Consider the following 21,123-nt stretch of genomic DNA (forward strand, 5'->3'; position numbering starts at 1 on the left):
GGTCACTCCTTCAGTTCGAGTACGCCGGAGACGCCGCCGGCCGGGCCCGGGCGGCCGCCGCCGAGTTGTGCGTCGTCGGCTATTCGGCCGTCGAAGAAGCTGATGACGCGGTCGGCGGCGCTGGCCATCCGTGCGTCGTGGGTGACCATGATGATCGTCTGGCCGCGCTGGTGGAACCGCGTGAGCAGCCTGAGCACCTCACGGGTGCCCTTGCTGTCGAGGCTGCCGGCCGGTTCGTCGGCGAGCAGCAGTGCGGGGTGGTTGACCAGGGCGCGGGCGAGCGCGACCCGCTGCTGTTCGCCGCCGGACAGCTCTCCGGGCATGGAGCGTTCGCGGCCGTCGAGGCCGAGTTCGGCGAGCAGTTCGGCGCGGGAGTCGCGGGCGGCCTTCGGGGAGGCGCCGGCGAGCAGGGCGGGCAGTTCGACGTTGTCGGCGACGGTGAGGTTGGAGACGAGGTTGAAGAACTGGAAGACGACGCCGATGCTGCGGCGCCTGAGGACGGCCCAGCGGGCCTCGCGGTAGGCGTCGACGCGCTCGCCGTCGAGCCAGAGCCTGCCTCCGTCGGGCCGCTGGAGGCCGCCGATGAGGTGCAGCAGGGTGGACTTGCCGGCGCCCGACGGCCCGGTGACCGCGACGAACTCGCCCGGCTGGACGGAGAGGTCCACGCCGCGGACCGCCGGCACCGGGGTGCCCTCGCCGTGGTGCGTCTTGGTCAGGCCCTCGGCGCGGACGATGGGCACGACGGGAGCGGCGGTGGCGTCGTCGCTCATTCCAGCTCCTCCTGACAGCGTTCCAGCCAGTCGAGGTCGGCCTGCAGGTGCAGCATGGCGCCCTCGATCAGCAGTTGGGAGATCTTGTTGTCGCGGTCCTCGGCCGCGGCCAGCTTCGACAGGTCCCGCATGGTGTTGAGGTACTGGCGCCGCTGCTTGTTGATCAGGGCGATCGGATCGGCCAGACCCGACTGCGGTGCGAGCGCCAGCTTCATGAAGAACTCGTCCCGTACCCGGGGTTCCTCGGCGGTGTCCTCGAACCAGGCCAGTACGGCCTCGCGCCCGGCGTCCGTCAGCTTGTACGTGCGCTTGTTGGGCCGGCCCGACTGTTCGACGTCCTCGCCCTCGATCAGGCCGCTCTTCTCCAGCCGGCCGAGGGTGACGTAGATCTGGCCGACGTTCGGCTGAGGGTACGCGGCGCCCAGGAGCTTCTCAAGGTCCTGCTTGAGCTCGTAACCGTGCGCAGGGCTACGGGTGAGGAGCGCAAGGAGCGCGAGCCGCACTCGCCCCCCTCCTTCCCGCTGCGTAGTCAACTGTTCACTGGCACCCGGCCGGATGTCGCCTGTGTCCGGTCCGACTGCCTGGACGTCTAGTATCGCCCATGCCTAACGGGTATATATAGGCCCACGATGGGTCGGCGACGCAGCCGGATCGTGCACTGGGAGGAATCTATGCGGTGGATGCGTGCCGCGGGTAGAGCTCTCCTGGTGGTGGCGGTCGTCCTGGCGGGGTACACCGGTGTTGGGGTGCGCCCCGACGCGGGTACGGCCTCCGACGCCCGCGGCCCCCTGACGCTCGTCACGGCGGGCGATCTGACCGACTACCTCGGCCCCCTGCTCGACGACTGGAACGAGAGCCGCCCCGACGAGCGGGTCACTCTCGTCGAGCTGCCGGACTCGGCCGACGAGACCCGCGCCCAGATGATCAGCGAGCTGCGATCGGGCCGCGACCGGTTCGACGTGCTGAACATCGACGTCGCGTGGACGTCCGAGTTCGCGGCCGCCGGGTGGATCTCCCCGCTCGAACGCGGCCGGTTCCCCCTGGAGGCCTTCCTGCGGCCGGTCGTGGACACCGCGACCTTCGACGGCCGGCTGTACGCGGTCCCGTACGTCACGAACGCGGGCCTGCTCTACTACCGCAAGGACGTCCTGGACCTGGCGGGCGAGCAGCCGCCGCGGACCTGGTCCGAACTGGTCCGCCAGGCACGCACGATCGCCCCGCGGTACGGGCTCGACGGCTACGCCGGCCAGTTCCTCCCGTACGAGGGGCTCACCGTCAACGTCACCGAGGCCGTGCACTCCGCGGGCGGTTCGATCCTGCGCGACGACGGCGCCCGCGTCACCGTGGACTCCGACGGGGCGCGCGCGGGGCTGCGGTTCCTCGCGGACGGGGTGCGGGAGGGCTGGATCTCCCGTGACGCGCTCGGCTACAAGGAGGAGGAGTCCCGGAAGGCGTTCCAGGACGGCCGGCTGCTCTTCCTGCGGAACTGGCCCTATGTGTACGCGGACGCCGGCGCACCGGGGTCGAAGGTCGCGGGCAGGTTCGGCGCGGTGCCGCTGCCCGGCGCCGACGGGCCCGGCACCAGTGTGCTGGGCGGCTCCAACCTCGCCGTCAGCAGCCGCGCGAGGCACCCGGCGTCGGCGGCCGATCTGATCTCCTACCTCACCAGTGAACGGGTGCAGAGGCGCGTCCTCACCGAGGGCTCGCTGCCACCGGTGCGCGCCGCGCTGTACGAGGATCCCGAGCTGGTCCGCGCGTACCCGTACCTGCCGACCCTGCGCGAGAGCGTGCTGTCGGCGGTGCCGCGGCCCAAGAGTCCGCGCTACGACCAGGTGAGTCTCGCCGTGCAGGCCGTGGGGCAGGACGTGATGGCGTTGCGCCAGACGCCGGACGAGGCTGTGGCGCGGCTGGCGCGGGAGCTCGGGGCCATTTCCCGCACGCGCTGATCCAGCGGAACGCACACATCGCACGGATCGCATGGATCACACTTCTGCCCCTCTCCGAGGGCTTCTACTTACACGTTAAGTAGGAGCCCTCTTGCGTTTATGGGGCATCGATGGACAAACCACCCCAGCTTCTGCCTGATTCTGGACACATCGTTGACACCTTCCAGTCGCTGCTACTTAACATGCATGCATAACAGCGCACCTGATCCAGGGCGCTCTCGCATTCAGCAGACAGGTCGACGCGAGATGCTCAGCACCCTTCCGGCCGGTACCGGTCACCCCTCCCGCAGCGCCGCCCCCTCCCTCCCCTGGTGGCGCGACGCGGTGATCTACCAGGTCTACGTCCGCAGCTTCCTCGACAGCACCGGGGACGGCGTCGGCGACCTCGCCGGCGTCCGCGCAGGTCTCCCCTACCTGCGCAAGCTCGGCGTCGACGGCATCTGGCTCAGCCCCTTCTACCCGTCGCCGCAGCACGACCACGGCTACGACGTCGCCGACTACTGCGGCGTCGACCCGGTCTACGGCGACCTCGCCGAATTCGACCGGCTGGTGTCCGACGCCCATCGGCTCGGGCTCAAGCTGCTGCTCGACATCGTCCCCAACCACTGCTCCAGCGAGCACCCGTGGTTCCGCGAGGCGCTCGCCGCGGCCCCGGGCAGCGCGGCGCGCTCCCGGTTCCACTTCGCACCGGGTCGCGGCCCGGACGGCGCGGAGCCGCCGAACAACTGGCACGCCATGTTCGGCGGCCCGGCCTGGAGCCGCACCACCGGGCCCGACGGCACCCCCGGTGACTGGTACCTGCACCTGTTCACCCCCGAACAGCCCGACCTGAACTGGCGCGAGCCCGTCGTCGGCGACGACTTCGAGCGGGTGCTGCGCTTCTGGCTGGACCGGGGCGTCGACGGTTTCCGCATCGACGTGGCCGCCGGGCTGTTCAAGCACCCCGACCTGCCCGACTCGGACGACCCCGGCGCGGACGAACGGGCCCGCGACGCCGTCAACCAGCTGGCCTGGAACCAGCCCGAGGTGCACGGCGTGTGGCGCCGCTGGCGGGCGGTCTGCGAGGAGTACACCGCACGGGACGGTCACGAGCGGCTGCTGGTCGGCGAGGTGTCCGTGCCCACCGCACGCGAGCACGCCGAGTACGTCCGCCCCGACGAGCTGCACCAGGCGTTCTTCTTCGACCTGCTCAGCGCGCCCTGGGACGCCGACGCCTTCCGCGCGACGATCACCGAGGCGATGCGCGACATCGTCGGCACCGGCTCCACCGTCACCTGGGTCCTCAACAACCACGACCAGGTCCGCACGGTCACCCGGTACGCGGGCGAACCGGGGGTCGAGGGCAGCGGACTGGGAGCGGCCCGCGCCCGCGCCGCGGCCCTCCTGATGCTCGCCCTGCCCGGCGCCGCCTACGTGTACCAGGGCGAGGAACTCGGCCTCCCGGAGGTCCTCGACCTGCCCGACGAGGTCCTCACCGACCCGATCTTCCGCCGTACCGGCAGCCGCAAGCACGTGCGGGACGGCTGCCGCGTGCCCCTGCCCTGGTCCGGGCACGCCTCCCCGTTCGGCTTCAGCCAGGAGACGGCCGGCGTGAAGCCGTGGCTTCCGCAGCCCGAGTGGTTCGCCGAGCACGCCACCGACCGCGCCCTGGCCGACACCCGTTCCTTCTGGCACCTCTACCGCGACGGCCTCCAGCTGCGGCGCACCCTGCCACAGCTCGGCGACGGCACCCTGCGCTGGCTGGACGCGCCCGCGCAGGTACTGGCCATCGCCCGCGGCGAGGGCCTGATCTGCGCGGTGAACTTCGGCACGGAGCCGGTGCCGGCGCCGGTCCCCGGTACTCCGCTGCTCGCCAGCGGGCCCTGTCCCGACGGAGTGCTGCCCGCGGCGACCGCGGCCTGGTGGACGGGAGAGGACCCGGCCCCCGGCGGCGCGGCAGCCCCGCAGCCCGTGACCCCGTAGCAGCCCCTTCTCCCCAGCCCCGGACTTCCCCGAGAGGACTCATCATGCGACGACAGAGCAAGACGACCCGCCGGAGCGCCGCCACCGCGACGGCCGCCCTCGCCCTCGCCCTCGGCACCACCGCCTGCGGCGGCGCCACCGGACCCGCGAGCGGCGGCGAACTCAGCGGCCAGACCGTCACCGTCGCCGGCGTCTGGACCGGCGCCGAACAGCAGAGCTTCAAGAAGGTCCTCGACGCCTTCGCGCAGAAGACCGGCGCCCAGACGGTCTTCGTCCCCTCCGGCGACAACGTCTCCACCTTCGTCGGAAGCAAGATCGAAGGCGGCAACGCACCCGACGTGGTGATGGTGCCCCAGGTGGGCGTGCTCCAGCAGTTCGCCAAGAAGGGCTGGCTCCAGCCCTTGTCCGACCAGACCGCCCAGACGGCCGGGTCCACCCTCGCCCCGGTGTGGAAGAACTACGGCACCGTCGACGGCCAGTACTTCGGCCTCTACTTCAAGGCCGCCCACAAGTCGACCGTCTGGTACGCCCCCGAGGCCTTCTCCCAGGCCGGCGTCGGCGAGCCCAAGAGCTACAGCGACATGCTGAAGGCCGGCCGCACCCTCGCGGACTCCGGCCGCCCGGCCTTCGCCATAGCCGGCGAGGACGGCTGGACCCTGACCGACTGGTTCGAGAACATCTACCTCTCCCAGGCCGGCCCGGAGAAGTACGACCAGCTCGCCCAGCACCAGCTGAAGTGGACCGACGAGAGCGTCGTCAGGGCCCTGACCACCCTCGGGGAGCTGTTCAAGGACAAGCAGCTCGTCGCCGGCGGCGCCCAGGCCGCACTGGGGACCGACTTCCCCTCTTCGGTCGCACAGGTCTTCGGCCCCGAGCCCAAGGCGGGCATGGTCTACGAGGGCGACTTCGTCGGCGGCATCGCCAAGGGCCAGTTCGGCAAGAAGCTCGGGCAGGACGCCAAGTTCTTCCCCTTCCCCTCGGTCGACGGCGGCAGGGCGCCGGTGGTCAGCGGCGGTGACGCGGCGGTCGTCCTGAAGGACGGCAAGAACGGCAAGGCCGGCATGAAGCTGGTCGAGTTCCTGGCGAGCGCCGAGGCGGCCGAGGTCTGGGCCGGCGCGGGCGGCTTCCTGTCCCCGAACAACGAGGTCGACTTCGCCAAGTACAGCGACGACACCACGCGCAGCACCGCCAACTCCCTGATCGCGGCCGGTAATTCGATCCGCTTCGACATGTCGGACCAGGCCCCCGCCGCGTTCGGCGGCACCAAGGGCGCGGGCGAGTGGAAACTCCTCCAGGACTTCCTGCGCGACCCCTCGGACCCGCAGGGCACCGCCGCGAAGCTCGAGGCCGAGGCCGCCAAGGCCTACGGGAACTGAGGCGACCGACATGGCTGACACCGTGACCGCCCGCCCCCCGGCCGACGGGCGGCGACGGGCCCAGCGCAGGAAGCGCCGCCTCGCGGTCGTCTTCGTCCTGCCGGCCCTGCTGCTCCTCGGCGCGCTGGTCGTCTACCCCGTCCTCTTCTCCTTCGGCCGCAGCCTCTTCGACGCGGACGGCGAGCGGTTCGTCGGAGTCGCGAACTACACGGCGATCGTGCAGGACCCGGCCACCCTCAAGGCGATCCGCAACAGCGCCATCTGGGTCGTCGTCGCCCCCACCCTGCTCACCGGGCTCGGGCTGATGCTCGCCGTGCTCACCGAGAAGGTGCGCTGGGCGACCGCGTTCAAGCTGGTCCTCTTCCTGCCGATGGCCGTGTCCTTCCTCGCCGCGGGCATCATCTTCCGGCTCGCCTACGAACAGGACCCGGACCGGGGCGTGCTCAACGCCGCCGTCGTCGGTGTCCACGACGGCTTCGACGACGCCGCCGCGTATCCGACGGCACGCGCCCGGGAGGGCCACGGCCTGACGGGCGGGGCGGGCGGCCCGTACAGCAGCGCGTCGACCGTACGGCCCGGGGGCTCGCTCGGCCTCGGGTTCATCGGGGTCGCCCCCGATGCGATGCCGGCCGGCGCGAAGGCCGCCGCCGCGGACGCGGCTGCCGGCACGGACGCGATCGGGGGCGTCGTCTACCTCGACTTCGCCCCCGGTGGCGCGGGCACGCCGGGCCGGGTCGACCCCGGCGAGAAGGGGCTGCCCGGCATGACGGTCGAGGCCGTACGGGACGGCCGGGTCGCCGCGACCGCCACCACGGCCGACGACGGCACCTTCCGCCTCACCGGCCTCGCCGACGGCGAATACACCGTCCGGCTGCCGGCGGCCAACTTCGAAGCCCCCTACCAGGGCGTGGACTGGCTCGGTCCGGCGCTGGTGACGCCGGCCATCATCGGCGCCTACCTGTGGGTCTGGACCGGCTTCTCGATGGTCCTGATCGGCGCCGGCCTCGCGGCCATCCCGCGCGACGCGCTGGAGGCGGCGCGCATGGACGGCGCCACCGAGGGCCAGATCTTCCGCAAGATCACCGTGCCGCTGCTCGCACCGGTGCTCACCGTCGTCTTCGTGACCCTCGTGATCAACGTGATGAAGGTCTTCGACCTCGTCTGGATCATCGCGCCCGGACCCGTCCAGGAAGAGGCGAACGTACTGGCCACCCGCATGTGGCTGGTGTCCTTCGGCGGCGGCGACGACCAGGGGCTCGGCAGCGCGCTCAGCATGGTGCTCCTGCTGCTCGTCGTCCCGGCGATGATCTTCAACGTCCGGCGTTTCCGAAGGAGTGGAGCATGAGCGGCCACAGCACCGTCGAGCGGCGCGGCCCGTCGCCGTCACCGGCGTCGTCCACACCGGCGCTCTCCGCAACACCTCCCCCGGCGCCGTCCGCGTCCTCCTCCGCGCCCGGACGGCGTCGCGGGGGGCGGCTCTCACGCCTGCTGGCCAGCTCTGCCGTCCAGGGCGTCCTGATCCTGGTCGCCCTCGTGTGGATCACGCCGCTGGCGGGCCTGCTGCTGTCCTCCCTGCGCTCCGAGCAGGACAACGCCACCGACGGCTGGTGGACCGCGCTCACCGACCCGTCGCAGCTGTCCCTGGACAACTACAGTGCCCTGCTGCGGGATTCCGGCATCGGGGCGGCCTTCTGGAACACCGTCCTGATCTCCGTGCCGACCACCGTCCTGGTGGTCGTCATCGCGGCGCTCGCCGGATACGCCTTCGCGTGGCTGGAGTTCCCCGGCAGGGACGGCGTGTTCCTGGTGGTCGTCGGGCTCCTCGTGGTGCCCGTACAGATCGGGCTGCTCCCCGTGGCAAAACTCTTCGGCGCGGTGGGCCTGTTCGGGACGGTCGCGGGCGTCGTCCTCTTCCACGTCGCCTACGGCCTGCCGTTCGCGATCTTCCTCCTGCGCAACTACTTCGCAGAGATCCCGCGCGAGATGCTGGAGGCCGCCCGGATGGACGGCGGCAGCGAATGGCGGATCTTCTCCCGGCTCGTGCTGCCGCTCGGCCGCCCGGCCATCGCGAGCCTGGCCATCTTCCAGTTCCTCTGGGTGTGGAACGACATGCTCGTGGCACTGCTGTTCGCGGACAACGGCTCGCAGCCGCTCACGGTCGCCCTGCAGTCCCAGATGCGGCAGTTCGGCAGCAACATCGGCGTCCTCGCACCCGGGGCGTTCCTGTCGCTGGTGGTTCCGCTGGTCGTCTTCTTCGCCTTCCAACGGCACTTCGTCCAAGGCGTGATGGCGGGCTCGGTGAAGTAGCCGCCGGGACCGGCCCCGTACACCGCCTCCGCACGAGTGCACGTACTCGTGCGGAGGCGTCCGCGCGCCCGCCCCGTCGTCAGGTGGCCGGCAGCGGCGGGCGGCGCTCCGCCCACGGCCGGGCCTCCTCCAGCTGCGCCGCCACCCGCAGCAGCGACACCTCGTCGTCGCGGCGGCCCACCAGCTGCACGGCGAGCGGCAGCCCGTCGGTGCCGAAGCCTGCGGGCACGGACGCCGCCGGGTGGCCGGTGACGTTCCACAGGGCGGTGTAGGCGACCATCGGGCGCGAGCGCGCCAGCGCCGTCAGCAGGCCGGCGCCGTCCAGCGCGCCCACCGGGCGCGGGCGGGCGGCGATGACCGGGGTCAGCAGCAGGTCCATGGACGTGAACATCCGGTCGGCGCGGTCCGCCAGCCGCTCCCCTGCCCGGATCCCGCGTTCCACGGCGGATTCGGGGACGAGGCGGGCGAGCGCGAGAGTGCTCCGGGTGCGCGGCTCCAGCAGGTCGGGACGTTCGACGGCGGCGGCCTCGGCGCGTACCCCGCCGCAGAACTGCGCCGCGAACGGGGCCGTCGCGTCCGGGTAGCGGGGGTTGACCTCGCGTACGTCGTGGCCGAGTTCACGCAGCGCCCGTACGGTCTCCAGCAGGGCTCCGACGTGCTCGGCATGCGGGCGGACCCCGGGCACGGCGGGCTTGGCGGAGTACCCGATGCGCAGTCGGCCGGGCGGGTTCTGCAGGGCCCGCATCCAGCCGGTGGTGACGGGGCGGGCGCTCCAGCGGTCGGCGGGGGTGGCCCCGGCGAGGACGTCGTAGAGCAGGGCGGCATCGCGGACGGTGCGGGTCAGCGGTCCCACGGTGCCGAGGGCGTACCAGAGGTGGGGATTCGGGGCGGTGGAGACGCGGCCGCGTTGGGGCTTGAGGCCGAACAGCCCGCAGCACGCGGCCGGGATGCGGATGGATCCGCCGCCGTCGCCGCCGAGCGCCGCCCCGATCAGGCCGGCCGCGACGGCGGCGGCGCTGCCGCCGCTGGAGCCGCCCGGGGTGCGGGTGGTGTCCCACGGGTTGCGGGTGCTGCCGTGGGTGGCGGACTCGGTGAAGGGCCACTGGCCGAACTCGGGCATCGTGGTCTTGCCGATGACGACGGCTCCGGCGGCGCGCAGGCGGCGTACGGCCTCGGAATCGGCGGCGACGGGGGTGCGGTTGGCGGCGCCGCCGAAGGTGGTGACCTGCCCGGCGACGTCGAGCTCGTCCTTCACCGCGATGGGCACGCCGTGGAGCGGGCCGTGCGTCTGCTCCTCTTCCGCGTCGCGGGCGTCGGCCTCGGCGAGCGCCTCCTCGGCGAGGACGACCCGGAAGGCACCGAGCGCGGGGTCGAGCCGGATGATGCGGCGCAGCGAGGCCTCGACGAGGGCGCGGGAGGTCACCTTGCCGGTGCGCACCAGCTCGGCCTGCCGCTCGACTCCCTGGAACAGCAACTCCGCGTCGTCCCTGTCCATGCCCACCCCTTCACCCCTACCTATCGGTAACCCCGGGCAAGGCTGTCGCCCCGCTGCCCCTGCGTCAAGCGAGCGCCGGCACTTTCGGCCTCCGTGCCGGCGCTCGCAAGATCACGAACCGGAAGCGGCCCGGGACGCCGGCGTCCCCACTCGGCGGGGGGCGGGCCGTCGTCGCGGCGGTTCGGGCCCGTCGCGGAACCGGCCCGCGCACGTCGGCGTCTCTTCACGGGTCCACAAGATCGACTTCCCTGGAGGATGTCCCATGCCCGGTACGGCCGCCCGCTACCTGTATCTCACCCGCCACGGCGAAGCCTCGTCGGACGAGAGCGAACTGACGGATGCGGGCCGCCGCCAGGCCGCCCTGCTCGGGCAGCGGCTCCGGGGCGTCCCGCTGCAGGCGATCCACCACGGGCCGCTCGCCCGGGCCGAACAGACCGCCCGGCTGGTCGGGGAAGAGCTGGACGGCGTCCCCCGCCATCGCTGCGAGGCCGCCGGCGACTACGTCCCCTACCTGCCGTCACGCGAGGAACTGCCGCCGGAGGCAGCCGACGCCTGGACCGAGTTCCTCGGCCGGTTCACGGCCGAGGAGCGGGAGCAGGGCCCCGGGCTCGCGGCGGCGGCGCTGGCGGCTTTCACCGGGCCCGCCGTCGGCGACGCACCGCGCCACGAGCTCGTCGTCACCCACAACTTCCTCGTGGGGTGGCTCGTCCGCGCCGCACTCGCCGCGCCGGAGTGGCGATGGCTGGGCATCAACCATGCCAACGCGGCCCTTACCGTCATCCGCTACGCCCCCGACCGCCCGCCGGCCGTCCTCCTTTTCAACGACACCGGCCACCTCCCGGCCGACCTCCGCTGGACCGGCTTCCCGCAGGAGCTCCACGTCTGAGACCCCGGCGTGACCGCCTTCATCGCGTCACCCTGCAAGGGAACCCGGCGGACCGCGCACCGGCGCCACCAGGGAGGGAGGGATCGTGCCACGCGGCGAACCCGGCCTGGTGAGCCGCGCGGGGGGCCTGGGACGTGCCCCGCGAGCTGCGCGAACACCCGCCGGGCATCCGGTATTCGAATGATCTGTCCGTAAATCGACCACCCATTGGCGACCCTCCTTCGTACCTGCCAGGCTCGTCTTCAGTTGAGCGTCAGATCACAGGCATCGAACCGCAGTCAACCTTGAATCGAAGGCGAAACCTGTCATGCGTCACCACATCATCGCCGTATCCGCCGCCAGTCTTCTGTGTCTTGCAGGCAGCACCGGTCTCGCGGAGGCTCAACCCGCCAGTGCGCACGGCCCGTCCGCGATGGTCTTCACCGTCGTCCAGGGGTCCGGCGCGCCCACGGACACCGTCCTGCGCGCGTCCACCCTCAGCTGCGCCTACACCGCCGAGGGCACCCACCCCGACCCGAGGGCCGCGTGCGACGCCCTCAACGCCACCCACGGCGAACTCAACCGCCTGCTGGCGGCGCCGAACCCGTCGCGGGCCTGCCCGATGTACTTCGACCCGGTCACGGTCACGGCGGACGGTGTCCTGCAGGGCAGGCGCGTCGCCTGGAAGCACACCTTCTCCAACGCGTGCGTGATGTCCACGACCCTGAACGAGAACCCGGTGTACGCGTTCTGACACCGCGCGGCCGACCGACCGAACCGCAGGGCGCCCCGCCCTGGAAGGGCTCGGCGGCCCGCAGCAGGCGGGCGCGAGGGCGTCGGCCGGGGCGCCGCCACTGCTGGGCACGCCGGTCGGCTCCTTCCCGGAGCGGAGCGGCACGCGGATTCGCCCTCCGCGTGCCCTCCCTCCACCATGACCCGTTTCCACCCGTTCAGCGGGGTGGGGCGGTCGATCAGTCCGACGTTCGACGCAAGACCAGGCAGAGGAACCCGAAGCTGTCCCGGTAGCCGTGCAGCCATTGCGCACGCTGGGCATCGGCCGTCTCCAGCACGTGCGCGGCGGCCGGATCGGCGGGGTGGTCGAGCGCCCATGCGGCCAGTGAGCCCCAGCAGGCCCACTCGTAGTCGTCCAGCTCACGGCGGGTGCTGACATGGCCGTGGACGGGGGTCCAGCCGTCGGCGACCACACGGTCCACGGTGGTCGCCAGGTCGTCGAGGTCACCGAACATCTCGACGGCCTCCGGTGAGGGGGTGCGGTTCCAGAAGGACTCGCCGATCAGGACGCGGCCGCCGGGAGCCAGGTGCCTGCGGGCCGCGGCCAGGGTGGGGAGGAGGCCGCCGAAGGCGTGGGTGGCACCGACACTGATCACCAGGTCGAACGGCTGCGCGGAGACGAAGTCCGCGGCCTCCTGGTGGTGGAGGACCAGCCGGTCGTCCACCCCCAGGCCGCTCGCCGCCCGGCGGGCCTGCGTCAGGGCGACCTCGGACACGTCGACGCCTTCGGCGTGCAGGTGCGGGCGCGTCGCCAGGGCGCGCAGCAGCCATTCCGCGGTACCGCAACCGAGGTCGAGCACTCGCTCGTCGCCCCGCGGGAGGCCTCGTTCGAGGAGCCCTCTGACCGAGTCGTCGTCGAGCGGGGACTTGATCGGGTGGTCGGCGTGGGCGATGCCGGAGATCTGTTCGCGGCTCACGGGCGGCACGGCGTCGGCGTGCTCCGTGGGCTCCGTGTGCTCCGTGGGCTCCGTGTGTCCTGTGTGCTCCGTGTGTCCCGTGTGCTCCGTGTCCAGGAGCAGCTTCGCGGCCACGGCCGCCCCGTCGGTGCGGACCGTGTCGGCGACGGCCTTCGCCCGCGCTCGCGTCTCGGGGGCCAGGGCCGTCCTGAGTGCGGCCGACAGCGACTCGAAGGTCGGGGTCGGGCCGTCGTGTGCGGCGCCGATGCCCAGGTCGGCCACGCGGGCGGCCCAGTGCGGCTGGTCCACGAACTGGGGTACCACCACCTGGGGTGCGCCGGCGCGGGCGGCGGTGGTCGTGGTTCCGGCGCCCCCGTGGTGCACGACGGCGGCGACTCGGGGGAAGAGGGCCTGGTGGTTGACGTCGCCGACGGCGAAGCAGTCGTCCGCGTCGTCGATCAGTCCCAGGTCGGCCCAGCCCCGGGAGACGAGTACGCGGCAGCCCTGCGCGCGGGCCGCCTCGACCGTCGTCCGGGCGACGTCGGCCGCCCCGCTCAGGGGCATGCTGCCGAAGCCGACGTACACGGGCGGGGTGCCGGCGTCCAGGAAGCCGTCCAGGTCGGCGGGCAAGGGGCGTTCGTCGGGCAGGATCCACGCGCCGGTCTGTAGGAGGTCCAGGTTCGTCAGGTCCTGCCACGGGCCCAGGACCGGGTCCGCCGCCAGCCACGGCCGTTCGGTGAAGACGTGGTCGCGGACGTTGTCCACGGGCGCGAGGCCGATCGCCTCGCGGTGGGCGTTGAGGGGCGCGAGGTAGAGGGCGTTGACCTTCTGGACGTCCAGGTCCCACAGCTCCTGCCTGTCCGTCATGTCGGGCGGGGCCGCCGGGCCCGGGCGCGGCGCCGGCCCGTAGTGCGCCGAGGGCATCTCGAACGGATGGAAGGCCGCGTACACGTAGCGGATGCCCAGCTTCTCGGCCACGGAGCGGGCGCCGGCCGGCATCAGGCCGCTCGCCACGAGCACGTCACAGCCCTCGGCCGCCTTGCCGACCGTGTCGAAGTGCGCGGCGACCAGCTCGGCCGCGAACCCGGCGGCGTCCGACGGCGGCGCCACCGTCCGCAGCGCGCGTACGTCGCGCCCGAAGGGCACCACCTCGGCGCCGACGCCGGTCAGCAGTTCCGCGAATTCCTCGTCCGGCGGTGCGCACACGCGTACCTCCGCTCCGAGTCCGCGCAGCTGCGCCGCCAGTCCCGCCAGCGGCGCGATGTCGCCGCGCGATCCGTACGCCATCAAGAGCACTCGCATGCTGTTTCTCGTTTCTGTGGAAGGTCCGTGGAAGGTCCGCGGAAGGATCTGGAAGGTCAGATGGCGGGCACGTCGAGCTGGAACTCGCCGGTGCGCCGGTAGGAGCGGAAGCCCAGTGCGGTGTTGACCGCCAGCATGTGGGCGTTGTCCTCGGCGTTGTCCGTCTCGATCTCGACGACGCCCGGGTGCTCGGCGCGCAGACGGCACACCATGGCGGCCTTGACCCACAGCCCCAGCCCGTTGCCCCGGTGCGCGGGCACGACGGCGGTGTCGTACTGCTGGGCCCGCGTGGGCGCTCCCTGGGGAAGCAGGATCTCCGTGTAGCCGGCCATGGTGCCGTCGTCGTGGACGGCCGCGATGGTCAGCAGTGTGTCTCCGCGGTCGACGATCACCTGGGCCATGGCCCGGACGCGGTCGGCGTCCCAGGTCACGCGGCCGTAGTCCAGATCGCCGACGGGCATGTCGTTCATCGCGTCCTTGGCGGTGGCGAAGGCGTCGGCGAGGTCGTCGGGAACCGTTCCGGTCCAGCCGGCCAGCCGGTAGCCGGGGTGCTCGGCATCGGCGAGCCTGCGCGGTCCGGCCTCGTCCTGCTCTTCGAGGTGCAGCATGAGGTGGTCCAGGGTCAGTACGCGGCGGAAGCCCCGCCGTTCGCTGAAGAACTCGCCCGGACCGCCTGCCGCGGCTGTGGCGACCAGGCTGCGCCGGTTCTCGGTGCGGCAGGCCGCCACGACGGCCGACAGGAGGAGGGAGCCGGTCCCCGCGCGCCGGTGTGCGGGGGCGACGTGGAGTTCCAGTTCGGCGAGGTGCTCCTGGCCCGGGGAGGTGAAGAGCCGCAGGCCGGCGACCCCGACCGGGACGCCGTCCGCCCCGGTGGCCAGCCAGGTCAGCCGGTGGCTGCCCAGTGCGGGCTTGGTGAGCTGGGCGCGCACCTGTCCGGGGGCGGGGGGCGGTACGCCCGGCAGGTCGTGGGCCATCGAGGCCGCGACGACCTGGTGCCACGCTGCGGCCTCGGCGGCCGAGACGTGCCGGAGCGGAGTGATGTGTACGGATGGGGACATGGTGACGGCTCTCTCGGTCGAGTCGGTCGAGGTGCTTCCGGGGCGGGGCGGGGCGGTTGCGTGTACGTCAGGCGGCGGTGCCCGGACTCCAGCGGTCCAGAGCGGCGTACTCGGGGATCCACCGGGTGGTGCACGCGGCGTACGCGGATGCGGGCAGGCGGGCGAGGAGCCGCGCCGCAGTGCGTTCGTCGGCGCCGTCCAGCAGCCACGGCAGCAGCAGCGGGTCTCCCCGGCCGATGTGGCGGGCGTGGGCCCGGCACAGCCGGCCCGACTGCTCGGCCGTGAGCACCTGCCGGACCAGCGGGAGGGCGGCGCGCTCCTCGTGTTCGAGGTGCCCGGCCAGCCCGCGGGTCAGTGCGTCGATCAGTTGGCCCGGCAGCAGCGGGTCGACACAGGGGTCGGTCAGTGCGTCGTCGACGGCCTGGACGACCGGTTCGATGGCGGCGTGTTCGACCTCCATCACCTCCACGAGGGCCAGGTCCTTCGGCCTGCCGGCCAGCCCCTGTCGCAGCGACGGCCACAGCGCTTCGTCCTCGGCCGCGTGGTGCGCGCGCAGGGCCGCCTTGAAGAGCTTCCATCCGGCGGCGGTGGGCAGGACGTGCCGGGGGTCGCGGCCCACGGCGGTGGTGATCCGGTCCAGGTGGACCAGTTCCCGGCGCAGGGCGCCGTGCATCGCGTACATCACGGTCAGGTCGATGGCGTCGCTCACGGGGGTGGGGTTCTCACGCGTGTGTGCATGCCCCCAACGATCTTGCGACCGGCACGGCTGATCAATGGGATTTTCCGCGCGGTTCGATAACCGCTGGGTTATCGACGTACACCTCGCGCAAGGTCAGAACCGGTAGGCGCCGAGGTCTCGTACCGTGTCGGCCAGGGCGCGGACGAGCTCGTTCTCGGCTTCGGTGCGCCAGACGAGGGAGAAGGTCATGCGGCCCATCTCGGGGACGGGAAGCCATCGGATGTTCGACAGGCCCCAGTACCTGGTGACATGGCCCGGGAAGGTGTGGATGATCTCGCCCATGCCGACGTGGCTGATCAGCTCGTCGGCGTTGTCCGAGGCCGCAGCTGTGATGCGCCGGATCGGCCGGCCTCGTGGGGTGTGGAAGGGCAGGTAGCTGTCCTCCCAGTAGTCGGGCAGGCCGAGGGCGGTGCCGTGCGGGAAGTCGGCGAGCAGCTCCAGCGGCACGGAGTCCCGCCCGGCGAGCCGGTGGTCGGCGGCCACGGCAAGGATCCGGGAGTCGGTGCACAGGGTCGGCCCGACGGTGAAGTCCGGCTCCTCGACGGGCAGCCAGACGACCAGGACGTCCATGGCGCCGTTGCGGAGCTGGCCGAAGACATCGGTGAAGGTGGCCTGACGGACCTGCAGTCCCCACTGCGGGTGGCGGGCGCGGAACGCCTTCCAGTAGGGGTACAGATCGGCCACGTTGAAGGGCATGAGGCTGACGCGGAGCTGTGCGGTGATGCCTCGCGCGGCCAGCCGGGCGCGTTCCAGTGACTCGTGCAGGCCCGCGTAGACCGGTTGCAGGTCGTCGCGGAACTGCCGGCCGACCTCGGTCAGGTGAACCGAGCGGCTGGTACGGGTGAACAGCTCGGCGCCGATGCGCCGTTCCTGCTTCTTGACGGCCTGGCTGACGCGCGCCTGGGAGACGTGGAGTCGCTGTGCGGCCCGGCCGAAATGCAGTTCCTCGGCCAGTACGAGGAAGATCTCGATGTCCCGCAGCTCCACCGGCTCCCAGCCCCCGTAGCCTCCGCCGATAACCCAGCGGTTATCGAACCGCGCGGAAGTCTACCTTGATCATTTCGATGGCCGGAGGGATGGTGGGGCACGACCGGGAGCCGAGGCCGGACCACGAAACGAGAACGGAAAACGCATGAACGTCTTGCTGATGGCGTACGGATCGCGCGGGGACATCGAACCACTGGCCGGACTCGCGGTGGAGTTGCGTGCGCTCGGCGCGAAGGTGCGGGTGTGCGCACCCCCGGACGAGGACTTCGCGCAGCGATTGGCGGGGATCGGTGTGCCGATGGTGCCCGTCGGTCCGTCGGCCCGCGCGCTGATGAAGGCGGCCCCGCAGCCGTCGTCCCTTCCCCGGCGCGCCGCCGAGATCATCGCGAGCCAGTTCGAAGCGGGGCTTCCGGTGGCCGAGGGCTGCGACGTGGTGCTCGCGACCGGCGCGATGCCCGCCGCGGCCGGAGCCCGGTCGGTGGCCGAGAAGCTCGGCATTCCGTCGGTGTCCGTCACCTTCCAGCAGCTCACCCTGCCGTCACCGCGGCGCGCGCCGCTGGCGTACCCGGGCCGGCCGTTCCCCCCGGGGGTGACCGACAACCGGGCGTTGTGGGACCTGGACGCCCAGAACATCAACGCGCTGTTCGGCGAGGCGCTGAACACGAACCGGGCATCGTTCGGTCTGCCGCCGGTGGAGAACGTCCGCGACTACGTCTTCGGCGAGCGGCCGTGGCTGGCGACGGACCCGGCGCTCGACCCGGCGCAGGAGGGGCTCGGCTTCGACATCGTCCAGACCGGCGCGTGGATCCTGCCCGACGGCAACCCGCTCCCGCCCGAGCTCGTGGCGTTCCTGGACGCCGGTGCGCCGCCCGTGTACGTGGGCTTCGGCAGCATGCCCCTCCACGCGTCGAAGGACGCCGCCCGGGTGGCGATCGAGTCGGTCCGGGCCCAGGGCCGGCGCATCATCGTGTCCAGCGGCTGGGCCGACCTGACCCTGATCGACGACCGGGCCGACTGTTTCGTGGTCGGCGAGGTCAACCACCAGGCGCTGTTCGGCCGGGTGGCCGCCGTCGTCCACCACGGCGGCGCGGGCACCACGACGACGGCCACCCGGGCGGGCGCACCTCAGGTCGTGGTCCCGCAGATGGCCGACCAGCCCTACTGGGCGGGCCGGGTGGCCGAGTTGGGCATCGGCGTGGCGCACGACGGTCCGGCGGTCACGTTCGAGTCCCTGTCGGCCGCGCTCCGGACGGCTCTGGCCCCCGAAACCCGCGCCCGGGCAACGGCCGTGGCCGGCGCGGTCCGCACCGACGGAGCAGCTGTGGCGGCCGAACTCCTCCTCGCCACGGCCGCCCGGTAAACGGCCGGACACGACCTGAGCGGTGTCGCCGGAGGCAGGTTGCCCTGGTTCTCCGGGCGGAAGACCAGGACCTCCCCGGCGTCGTGGACGTAGGTGGGCGGGGCGAGCAGCACGTCGTGGTTGCCGGTCAGGTCCCGGCGACGGCGGAGGAGCAGGCACGCCTCGCGCAGCGCTGCCGGCAGCCGGATGCCCAACCGCTCCTCCGCCGTGCGCAGTTCCTCTTCCGGGCAGCCGTCACCGCTGCCCGGCGGCCCGGCCCGGGGGCGGCGAGGCCCTCGATGAAGCTCCACGCCCCGCCGAGGCCGACGGGCAGAGGCGCTCAGGGCGCGGGGGTGGAGCCCGGCACCGGGGTTTCGGCGGACCAGAAGTCGGAGCGGACGTTGGGGGCGGGGATGGCGGTTTCGCCTTCGTACGTGGCGCCGTTCGCCACCTTGGTCGGTGCTGCCACCTTGGAATTCTTCACACAGGGGCTGGTGACCTCGAAGAAGGCCTGCCCCTGGTGGCCGAAGAGGACCATGATGCCGAAGCCGTCCGGGGACGTGGCGACGATCTCGGGCATGTCCTTGTCCGGATTCACCGTCTTGATCTGGTACCCGCTCGCCTTCCAGAAGTTCTCGACCACACCGAGGAAGTTGCCGCGGCGCTGCTCGGAGACGACCGTCATCACCGTCCAGTAGCGCGTCACGTCGCAGCTGCCGGCCGTCGTGGTGTCGTGGACCCACTCGATGTCCGGCTTGATCGCCCCGACCGTCGCGTAGAACATCGCGTCGGCACGCTCCGCCGCTCCCTGCATGTCCATGCCTGCCACTGCTCCTCGCCCGTCCTTGGTGCCGTCCGTCGGTCCGCATCCGGCCAGCAGCGCGCCGGCCACGGCCAGCGCGCAGGTCAGGCGAATGGTCCGGGTGATGCGCTTCATCGGTATTCTTCCCTCACGATTTTCTCAGGCTGTCCGGCGACGATCCTGGCGATGTTGTTCGCCGACGTCTGGTCCTTCTCCGGAGTGAAGTACTGGGAGTGGGCGTCGAAGCCTCCGCCGTCGAAGACCATCCTCGGCCCGTCGTCGACCAGGAAGCGCTGTGCCCCGAAGGCCTTGCTCGCCGGGTCCTTGCCGAAGTACACGTCGTCGTTGCCGATGTCGAAGAGGTCACGTCCGACCCCGACGCCCACCGGGCCTCCCAGCAACCAGCCGAGCGCCGCCTCGTCCTTCGAGGGCAGGTGGGTGACCGGGTCGTTGTCGGCGGCGCCGACGAACACGTGGTCCTTGCCAACGCCGAGCTCCGTCGCCTTCTGCGCGTCCACGCCGGGGCTGCCGAGCAGGATCACGTCGTCGACGCCCGGGATGCCGCCGGACTGCTTGGCGGCCGTGCCCACGGTGAGGGAGCCGTAGGAATGCCCGATCGCCGTCACGTGCGGGTCCGGGTTCTGGTTCGTCGCCGAGAGGCCCGCCATGAACTGGTTGTACGCCGGGGCGCCCCGCTGCGCGTCGCCCCTCGTCATCACGTCCACGTTCTGCGGGGCGTCGTAGCCCAGCCAGACGATCGAGGCACTGGACGGGTCCAGGCGCTGGGCGCCCTTGGCCGTGTCCTGGGCCCGCTTCATCGTGTCCGTGACGAACTCGTCGTTGAGCCTGGTACTGAGGCCGGGGACGTACGCTGACACGTTCTTGGAGGTGTCGGGGTTGCCGTACGAGACGATCGCGCGCCCGTTGCCCTCGTCTCCGATGCCCAGCAGGAACATGGGCGGGCGGCTGGGCTCGTTCAGCTTGTCCTGGATCCCGCGGAGGGCGCTGAGCTTGGTCTCCGCGTCGTCGCCGCCGTGCCGCGCCAGGTCGTCGATGAGCACGGGCAGGTAGTTGCGGTTCGCCTCGTCGCGGGCGACCGCCGGAATGCCGTCCAGGCTGCCGACCAGGTCCGGGGCGATCTCCAGGTACTCCTGGCGCTGTTCCTCGGTCAGGCCGTCCCACCACTTCTTGCGCTCCGCGGGGCTCTTGTCCTCGGGGACGCTCTCGCCGAGGTACGTGCCGGCGGCGGAGCGGACGTCGGAGGTGTCGCGGAAGACGTCCTTCAGCGTGGCCTCGGTGACGTCGAGGCCCTTCTCCGCCTTCAGGCCGTTGAGGGTCTTCGCGTACCGGGCGTCTATCTCCTGTGCGGACCGTACGGCCCGGGCCACGCGGTCGGCCACGTCCTGCGCCTTCGCCGCGTTCGGGTTCAGCGGCTTGAAGCCCGAGTAGCCGGGGTACAGCGGCGACTGGCCCTGCTGGCCGAAGCCGGGCGGTTCCAGCGGGAGGCGGGAGCTGCCCTGGACCTTGCTGCCCGGGGCCTCCTTCTTCGCCCCGGTCAGGTCCTCGACCTCGACGGCCGGGTAGCTGACGGACCCGTCGTCGTGGACGGTGAAGTTCAGGGCGGCGGCGTCCGCGAGCGCCTGCTTCAACTGGGTCTGGGGCTCGGCGAGATCGCTGGCGAGCCCGTTGAGCGCCGTACGGACGAGCCCGCACTCGCTGTGCAGGTACTGGAAGTTGCGGCTGAGGCGTTGGAGCCTGCCGAGGGCCGCCTCCGCCGACTCGCTCTTCTGGGTCTCGCGGAGCTTCGCGGACATCGCGCGGTCGACCCGTACGCGGTCGGAGTCCGAGCGGTCAGAGACCTCGTGCCACTTGTCGCCCGCGTCCGTGAACTCGGAGGTCTTGAGGTCGCGCAGTTGCTTCCAGGTGAGGGTTCCGGTCATCGCTTCTCGTCCGCCTTGGAGCCGCCGTCGACACCCTTGAAGGACGTCTCGATCGCGGCGTCCGTCTCGCCCATCTCCTTGGCGACCTTCAGCAGGGTCCCCTTGAGCTGCTCGCACTCGTCCCGCACGGACTGAAGGCGTTCCTCCCAGGACGTCAGCACGCTCTTGAGCGCGGCGACGGAGCTGAGGCCGGCGGCCCCCGTGTCGACGCCCTCGTGGCCGGGCCCGAGCGCCGCGCGGCTCGTCTCCGTGCTGGTGCGCAGGTCGCCGGCGGTGCTGGAGGCGCTGGTCCAGGGGCCCTTGCTGTGCTTGAGGTCCGGGGCCCCGCCCCCACCGCCCCCGCCGCCCCCGGAGTCGGGGGCCGTCGAGGCGAGCTTCATCGCGGGCCCGCCGTCCATCGGTCCGAACAGCTCCTGCCAGCGCTCCGAATAGGACACGGCTCCCCCGTCTACGTCTGCGTTCCGCTCCTGCGCCCCGAGAGACTAACGCAGGTCACGCACGTGTGTGCGATCGGGAACGGGTTACGCGGACGGGTCTCCCGTACCGC

Annotated in this window: 18 protein-coding genes and 1 pseudogene; 8 read left to right on the forward strand and 11 right to left on the reverse strand. The window is 72.0% G+C overall.

All coding sequences use genetic code 11. The annotated features are described in order from the left end of the window. Nucleotides 1-2 precede the first annotated feature (2 nt). Nucleotides 3-770 (reverse strand): ABC transporter ATP-binding protein, encoded by a 768-nt coding sequence (locus ACZ3X1_RS27870; RefSeq protein ID WP_467281383.1) that lies wholly within the window; start codon nt 768-770, stop codon nt 3-5. Continuing rightward, nucleotides 767-1,273, reverse strand: coding sequence for a PadR family transcriptional regulator (locus ACZ3X1_RS27875; protein ID WP_030660918.1), 507 nt, complete (start codon nt 1,271-1,273; stop codon nt 767-769). Before ACZ3X1_RS27875 ends, ACZ3X1_RS27870 begins: the two co-directional genes overlap by 4 nt. Before the next feature lie 168 nt (nt 1,274-1,441). Here ACZ3X1_RS27875 and ACZ3X1_RS27880 point away from each other — a divergent pair, with 168 nt between their 5' ends. The 5 genes from ACZ3X1_RS27880 to ACZ3X1_RS27900 all read left to right on the forward strand — a co-directional run bounded on the left by ACZ3X1_RS27880 (nt 1,442) and on the right by ACZ3X1_RS27900 (nt 8,361). Next, nucleotides 1,442-2,716 (forward strand): ABC transporter substrate-binding protein, encoded by a 1,275-nt coding sequence (locus ACZ3X1_RS27880; protein WP_362632172.1) that lies wholly within the window; start codon nt 1,442-1,444, stop codon nt 2,714-2,716. Nucleotides 2,717-2,962: 246 nt separating this feature from the next. Continuing rightward, complete coding sequence (locus tag ACZ3X1_RS27885) at nt 2,963-4,678, forward strand: glycoside hydrolase family 13 protein (RefSeq protein WP_467281384.1); 1,716 nt, start codon at nt 2,963-2,965, stop codon at nt 4,676-4,678. Between the two features lie 44 nt (nt 4,679-4,722). Next, entirely contained in the window at nt 4,723-6,054 is a 1,332-nt protein-coding gene (locus ACZ3X1_RS27890; protein ID WP_362632169.1) for an ABC transporter substrate-binding protein, read from the forward strand. A gap of 10 nt (nt 6,055-6,064) precedes the next feature. Further along, nucleotides 6,065-7,399: an ABC transporter permease gene (locus tag ACZ3X1_RS27895; RefSeq protein WP_390078148.1), complete on the forward strand. Its 1,335-nt coding sequence runs from the start codon at nt 6,065-6,067 to the stop codon at nt 7,397-7,399. After that, nucleotides 7,396-8,361: a carbohydrate ABC transporter permease gene (locus tag ACZ3X1_RS27900; RefSeq protein WP_467281385.1), complete on the forward strand. Its 966-nt coding sequence runs from the start codon at nt 7,396-7,398 to the stop codon at nt 8,359-8,361. Before ACZ3X1_RS27895 ends, ACZ3X1_RS27900 begins: the two co-directional genes overlap by 4 nt. A 79-nt stretch (nt 8,362-8,440) precedes the next feature. Here the strand turns inward: ACZ3X1_RS27900 and ACZ3X1_RS27905 are convergent, their stop codons facing one another. Next, nucleotides 8,441-9,856 (reverse strand): amidase, encoded by a 1,416-nt coding sequence (locus ACZ3X1_RS27905; RefSeq protein WP_467281386.1) that lies wholly within the window; start codon nt 9,854-9,856, stop codon nt 8,441-8,443. A 262-nt stretch (nt 9,857-10,118) separates the two neighbouring features. On the opposite strand from ACZ3X1_RS27905, the gene ACZ3X1_RS27910 reads away from it, so the two are divergent. Together ACZ3X1_RS27910 and ACZ3X1_RS27915 are read left to right on the forward strand one after the other, a co-directional pair. Continuing rightward, nucleotides 10,119-10,742 carry a histidine phosphatase family protein gene (locus tag ACZ3X1_RS27910; RefSeq protein WP_467281387.1) on the forward strand — a complete coding sequence of 208 codons (624 nt, stop codon included), beginning with the start codon at nt 10,119-10,121 and terminating at the stop codon, nt 10,740-10,742. 307 nt (nt 10,743-11,049) lie between these two features. After that, on the forward strand, nt 11,050-11,475 hold the full coding sequence (locus tag ACZ3X1_RS27915) for a subtilase-type protease inhibitor (RefSeq protein WP_390078152.1): 426 nt from the start codon (nt 11,050-11,052) through the stop codon (nt 11,473-11,475). A gap of 217 nt (nt 11,476-11,692) precedes the next feature. Here ACZ3X1_RS27915 and ACZ3X1_RS27920 read toward each other — a convergent pair whose 3' ends face one another. The 5 genes and pseudogenes from ACZ3X1_RS27920 to ACZ3X1_RS27940 form a co-directional block, all read right to left on the reverse strand. Continuing rightward, nucleotides 11,693-12,430: an SAM-dependent methyltransferase gene (locus ACZ3X1_RS27920; protein ID WP_390078390.1), complete on the reverse strand. Its 738-nt coding sequence runs from the start codon at nt 12,428-12,430 to the stop codon at nt 11,693-11,695. A 90-nt stretch (nt 12,431-12,520) separates the two neighbouring features. Next, nucleotides 12,521-13,711: pseudogene (locus ACZ3X1_RS27925) on the reverse strand (glycosyltransferase); the annotation flags it as partial. A gap of 56 nt (nt 13,712-13,767) precedes the next feature. Beyond that, the gene (locus ACZ3X1_RS27930) at nt 13,768-14,769 is read right to left on the reverse strand and encodes a GNAT family N-acetyltransferase (protein WP_467281388.1); all 1,002 of its coding nucleotides are present in this window, start codon (nt 14,767-14,769) and stop codon (nt 13,768-13,770) included. Between the two features lie 67 nt (nt 14,770-14,836). Beyond that, nucleotides 14,837-15,478, reverse strand: a complete 642-nt coding sequence (locus ACZ3X1_RS27935) for a hemerythrin domain-containing protein (protein ID WP_467281389.1) — start codon at nt 15,476-15,478, stop codon at nt 14,837-14,839. Between the two features lie 123 nt (nt 15,479-15,601). Next, nucleotides 15,602-16,495, reverse strand: coding sequence for a LysR family transcriptional regulator (locus ACZ3X1_RS27940; protein WP_467281390.1), 894 nt, complete (start codon nt 16,493-16,495; stop codon nt 15,602-15,604). A gap of 145 nt (nt 16,496-16,640) precedes the next feature. Here ACZ3X1_RS27940 and ACZ3X1_RS27945 point away from each other — a divergent pair, with 145 nt between their 5' ends. Continuing rightward, a complete protein-coding gene (locus tag ACZ3X1_RS27945; protein ID WP_467281391.1) occupies nt 16,641-17,855 on the forward strand; it encodes a glycosyltransferase in 1,215 nt (404 codons plus the stop codon). A gap of 319 nt (nt 17,856-18,174) precedes the next feature. On the opposite strand, the gene ACZ3X1_RS27950 is transcribed toward ACZ3X1_RS27945, so the two are convergent. Genes ACZ3X1_RS27950 through ACZ3X1_RS27960 form a run of 3 tightly spaced genes read right to left on the reverse strand, consistent with a single transcriptional unit; the run spans nt 18,175 to nt 21,013 of the window. After that, nucleotides 18,175-18,771: a hypothetical protein gene (locus ACZ3X1_RS27950; RefSeq protein WP_362632152.1), complete on the reverse strand. Its 597-nt coding sequence runs from the start codon at nt 18,769-18,771 to the stop codon at nt 18,175-18,177. After that, a complete protein-coding gene (locus ACZ3X1_RS27955) occupies nt 18,768-20,576 on the reverse strand; it encodes an alpha/beta hydrolase (protein WP_362632151.1) in 1,809 nt (602 codons plus the stop codon). The genes ACZ3X1_RS27950 and ACZ3X1_RS27955 overlap by 4 nt, the downstream gene beginning before the upstream one ends. Continuing rightward, a complete protein-coding gene (locus ACZ3X1_RS27960) occupies nt 20,573-21,013 on the reverse strand; it encodes a hypothetical protein (protein WP_362632150.1) in 441 nt (146 codons plus the stop codon). Before ACZ3X1_RS27960 ends, ACZ3X1_RS27955 begins: the two co-directional genes overlap by 4 nt. Nucleotides 21,014-21,123: the final 110 nt, after the last annotated feature.

It is taken from the genome of Streptomyces sp. NPDC023541 (assembly GCF_055559995.1).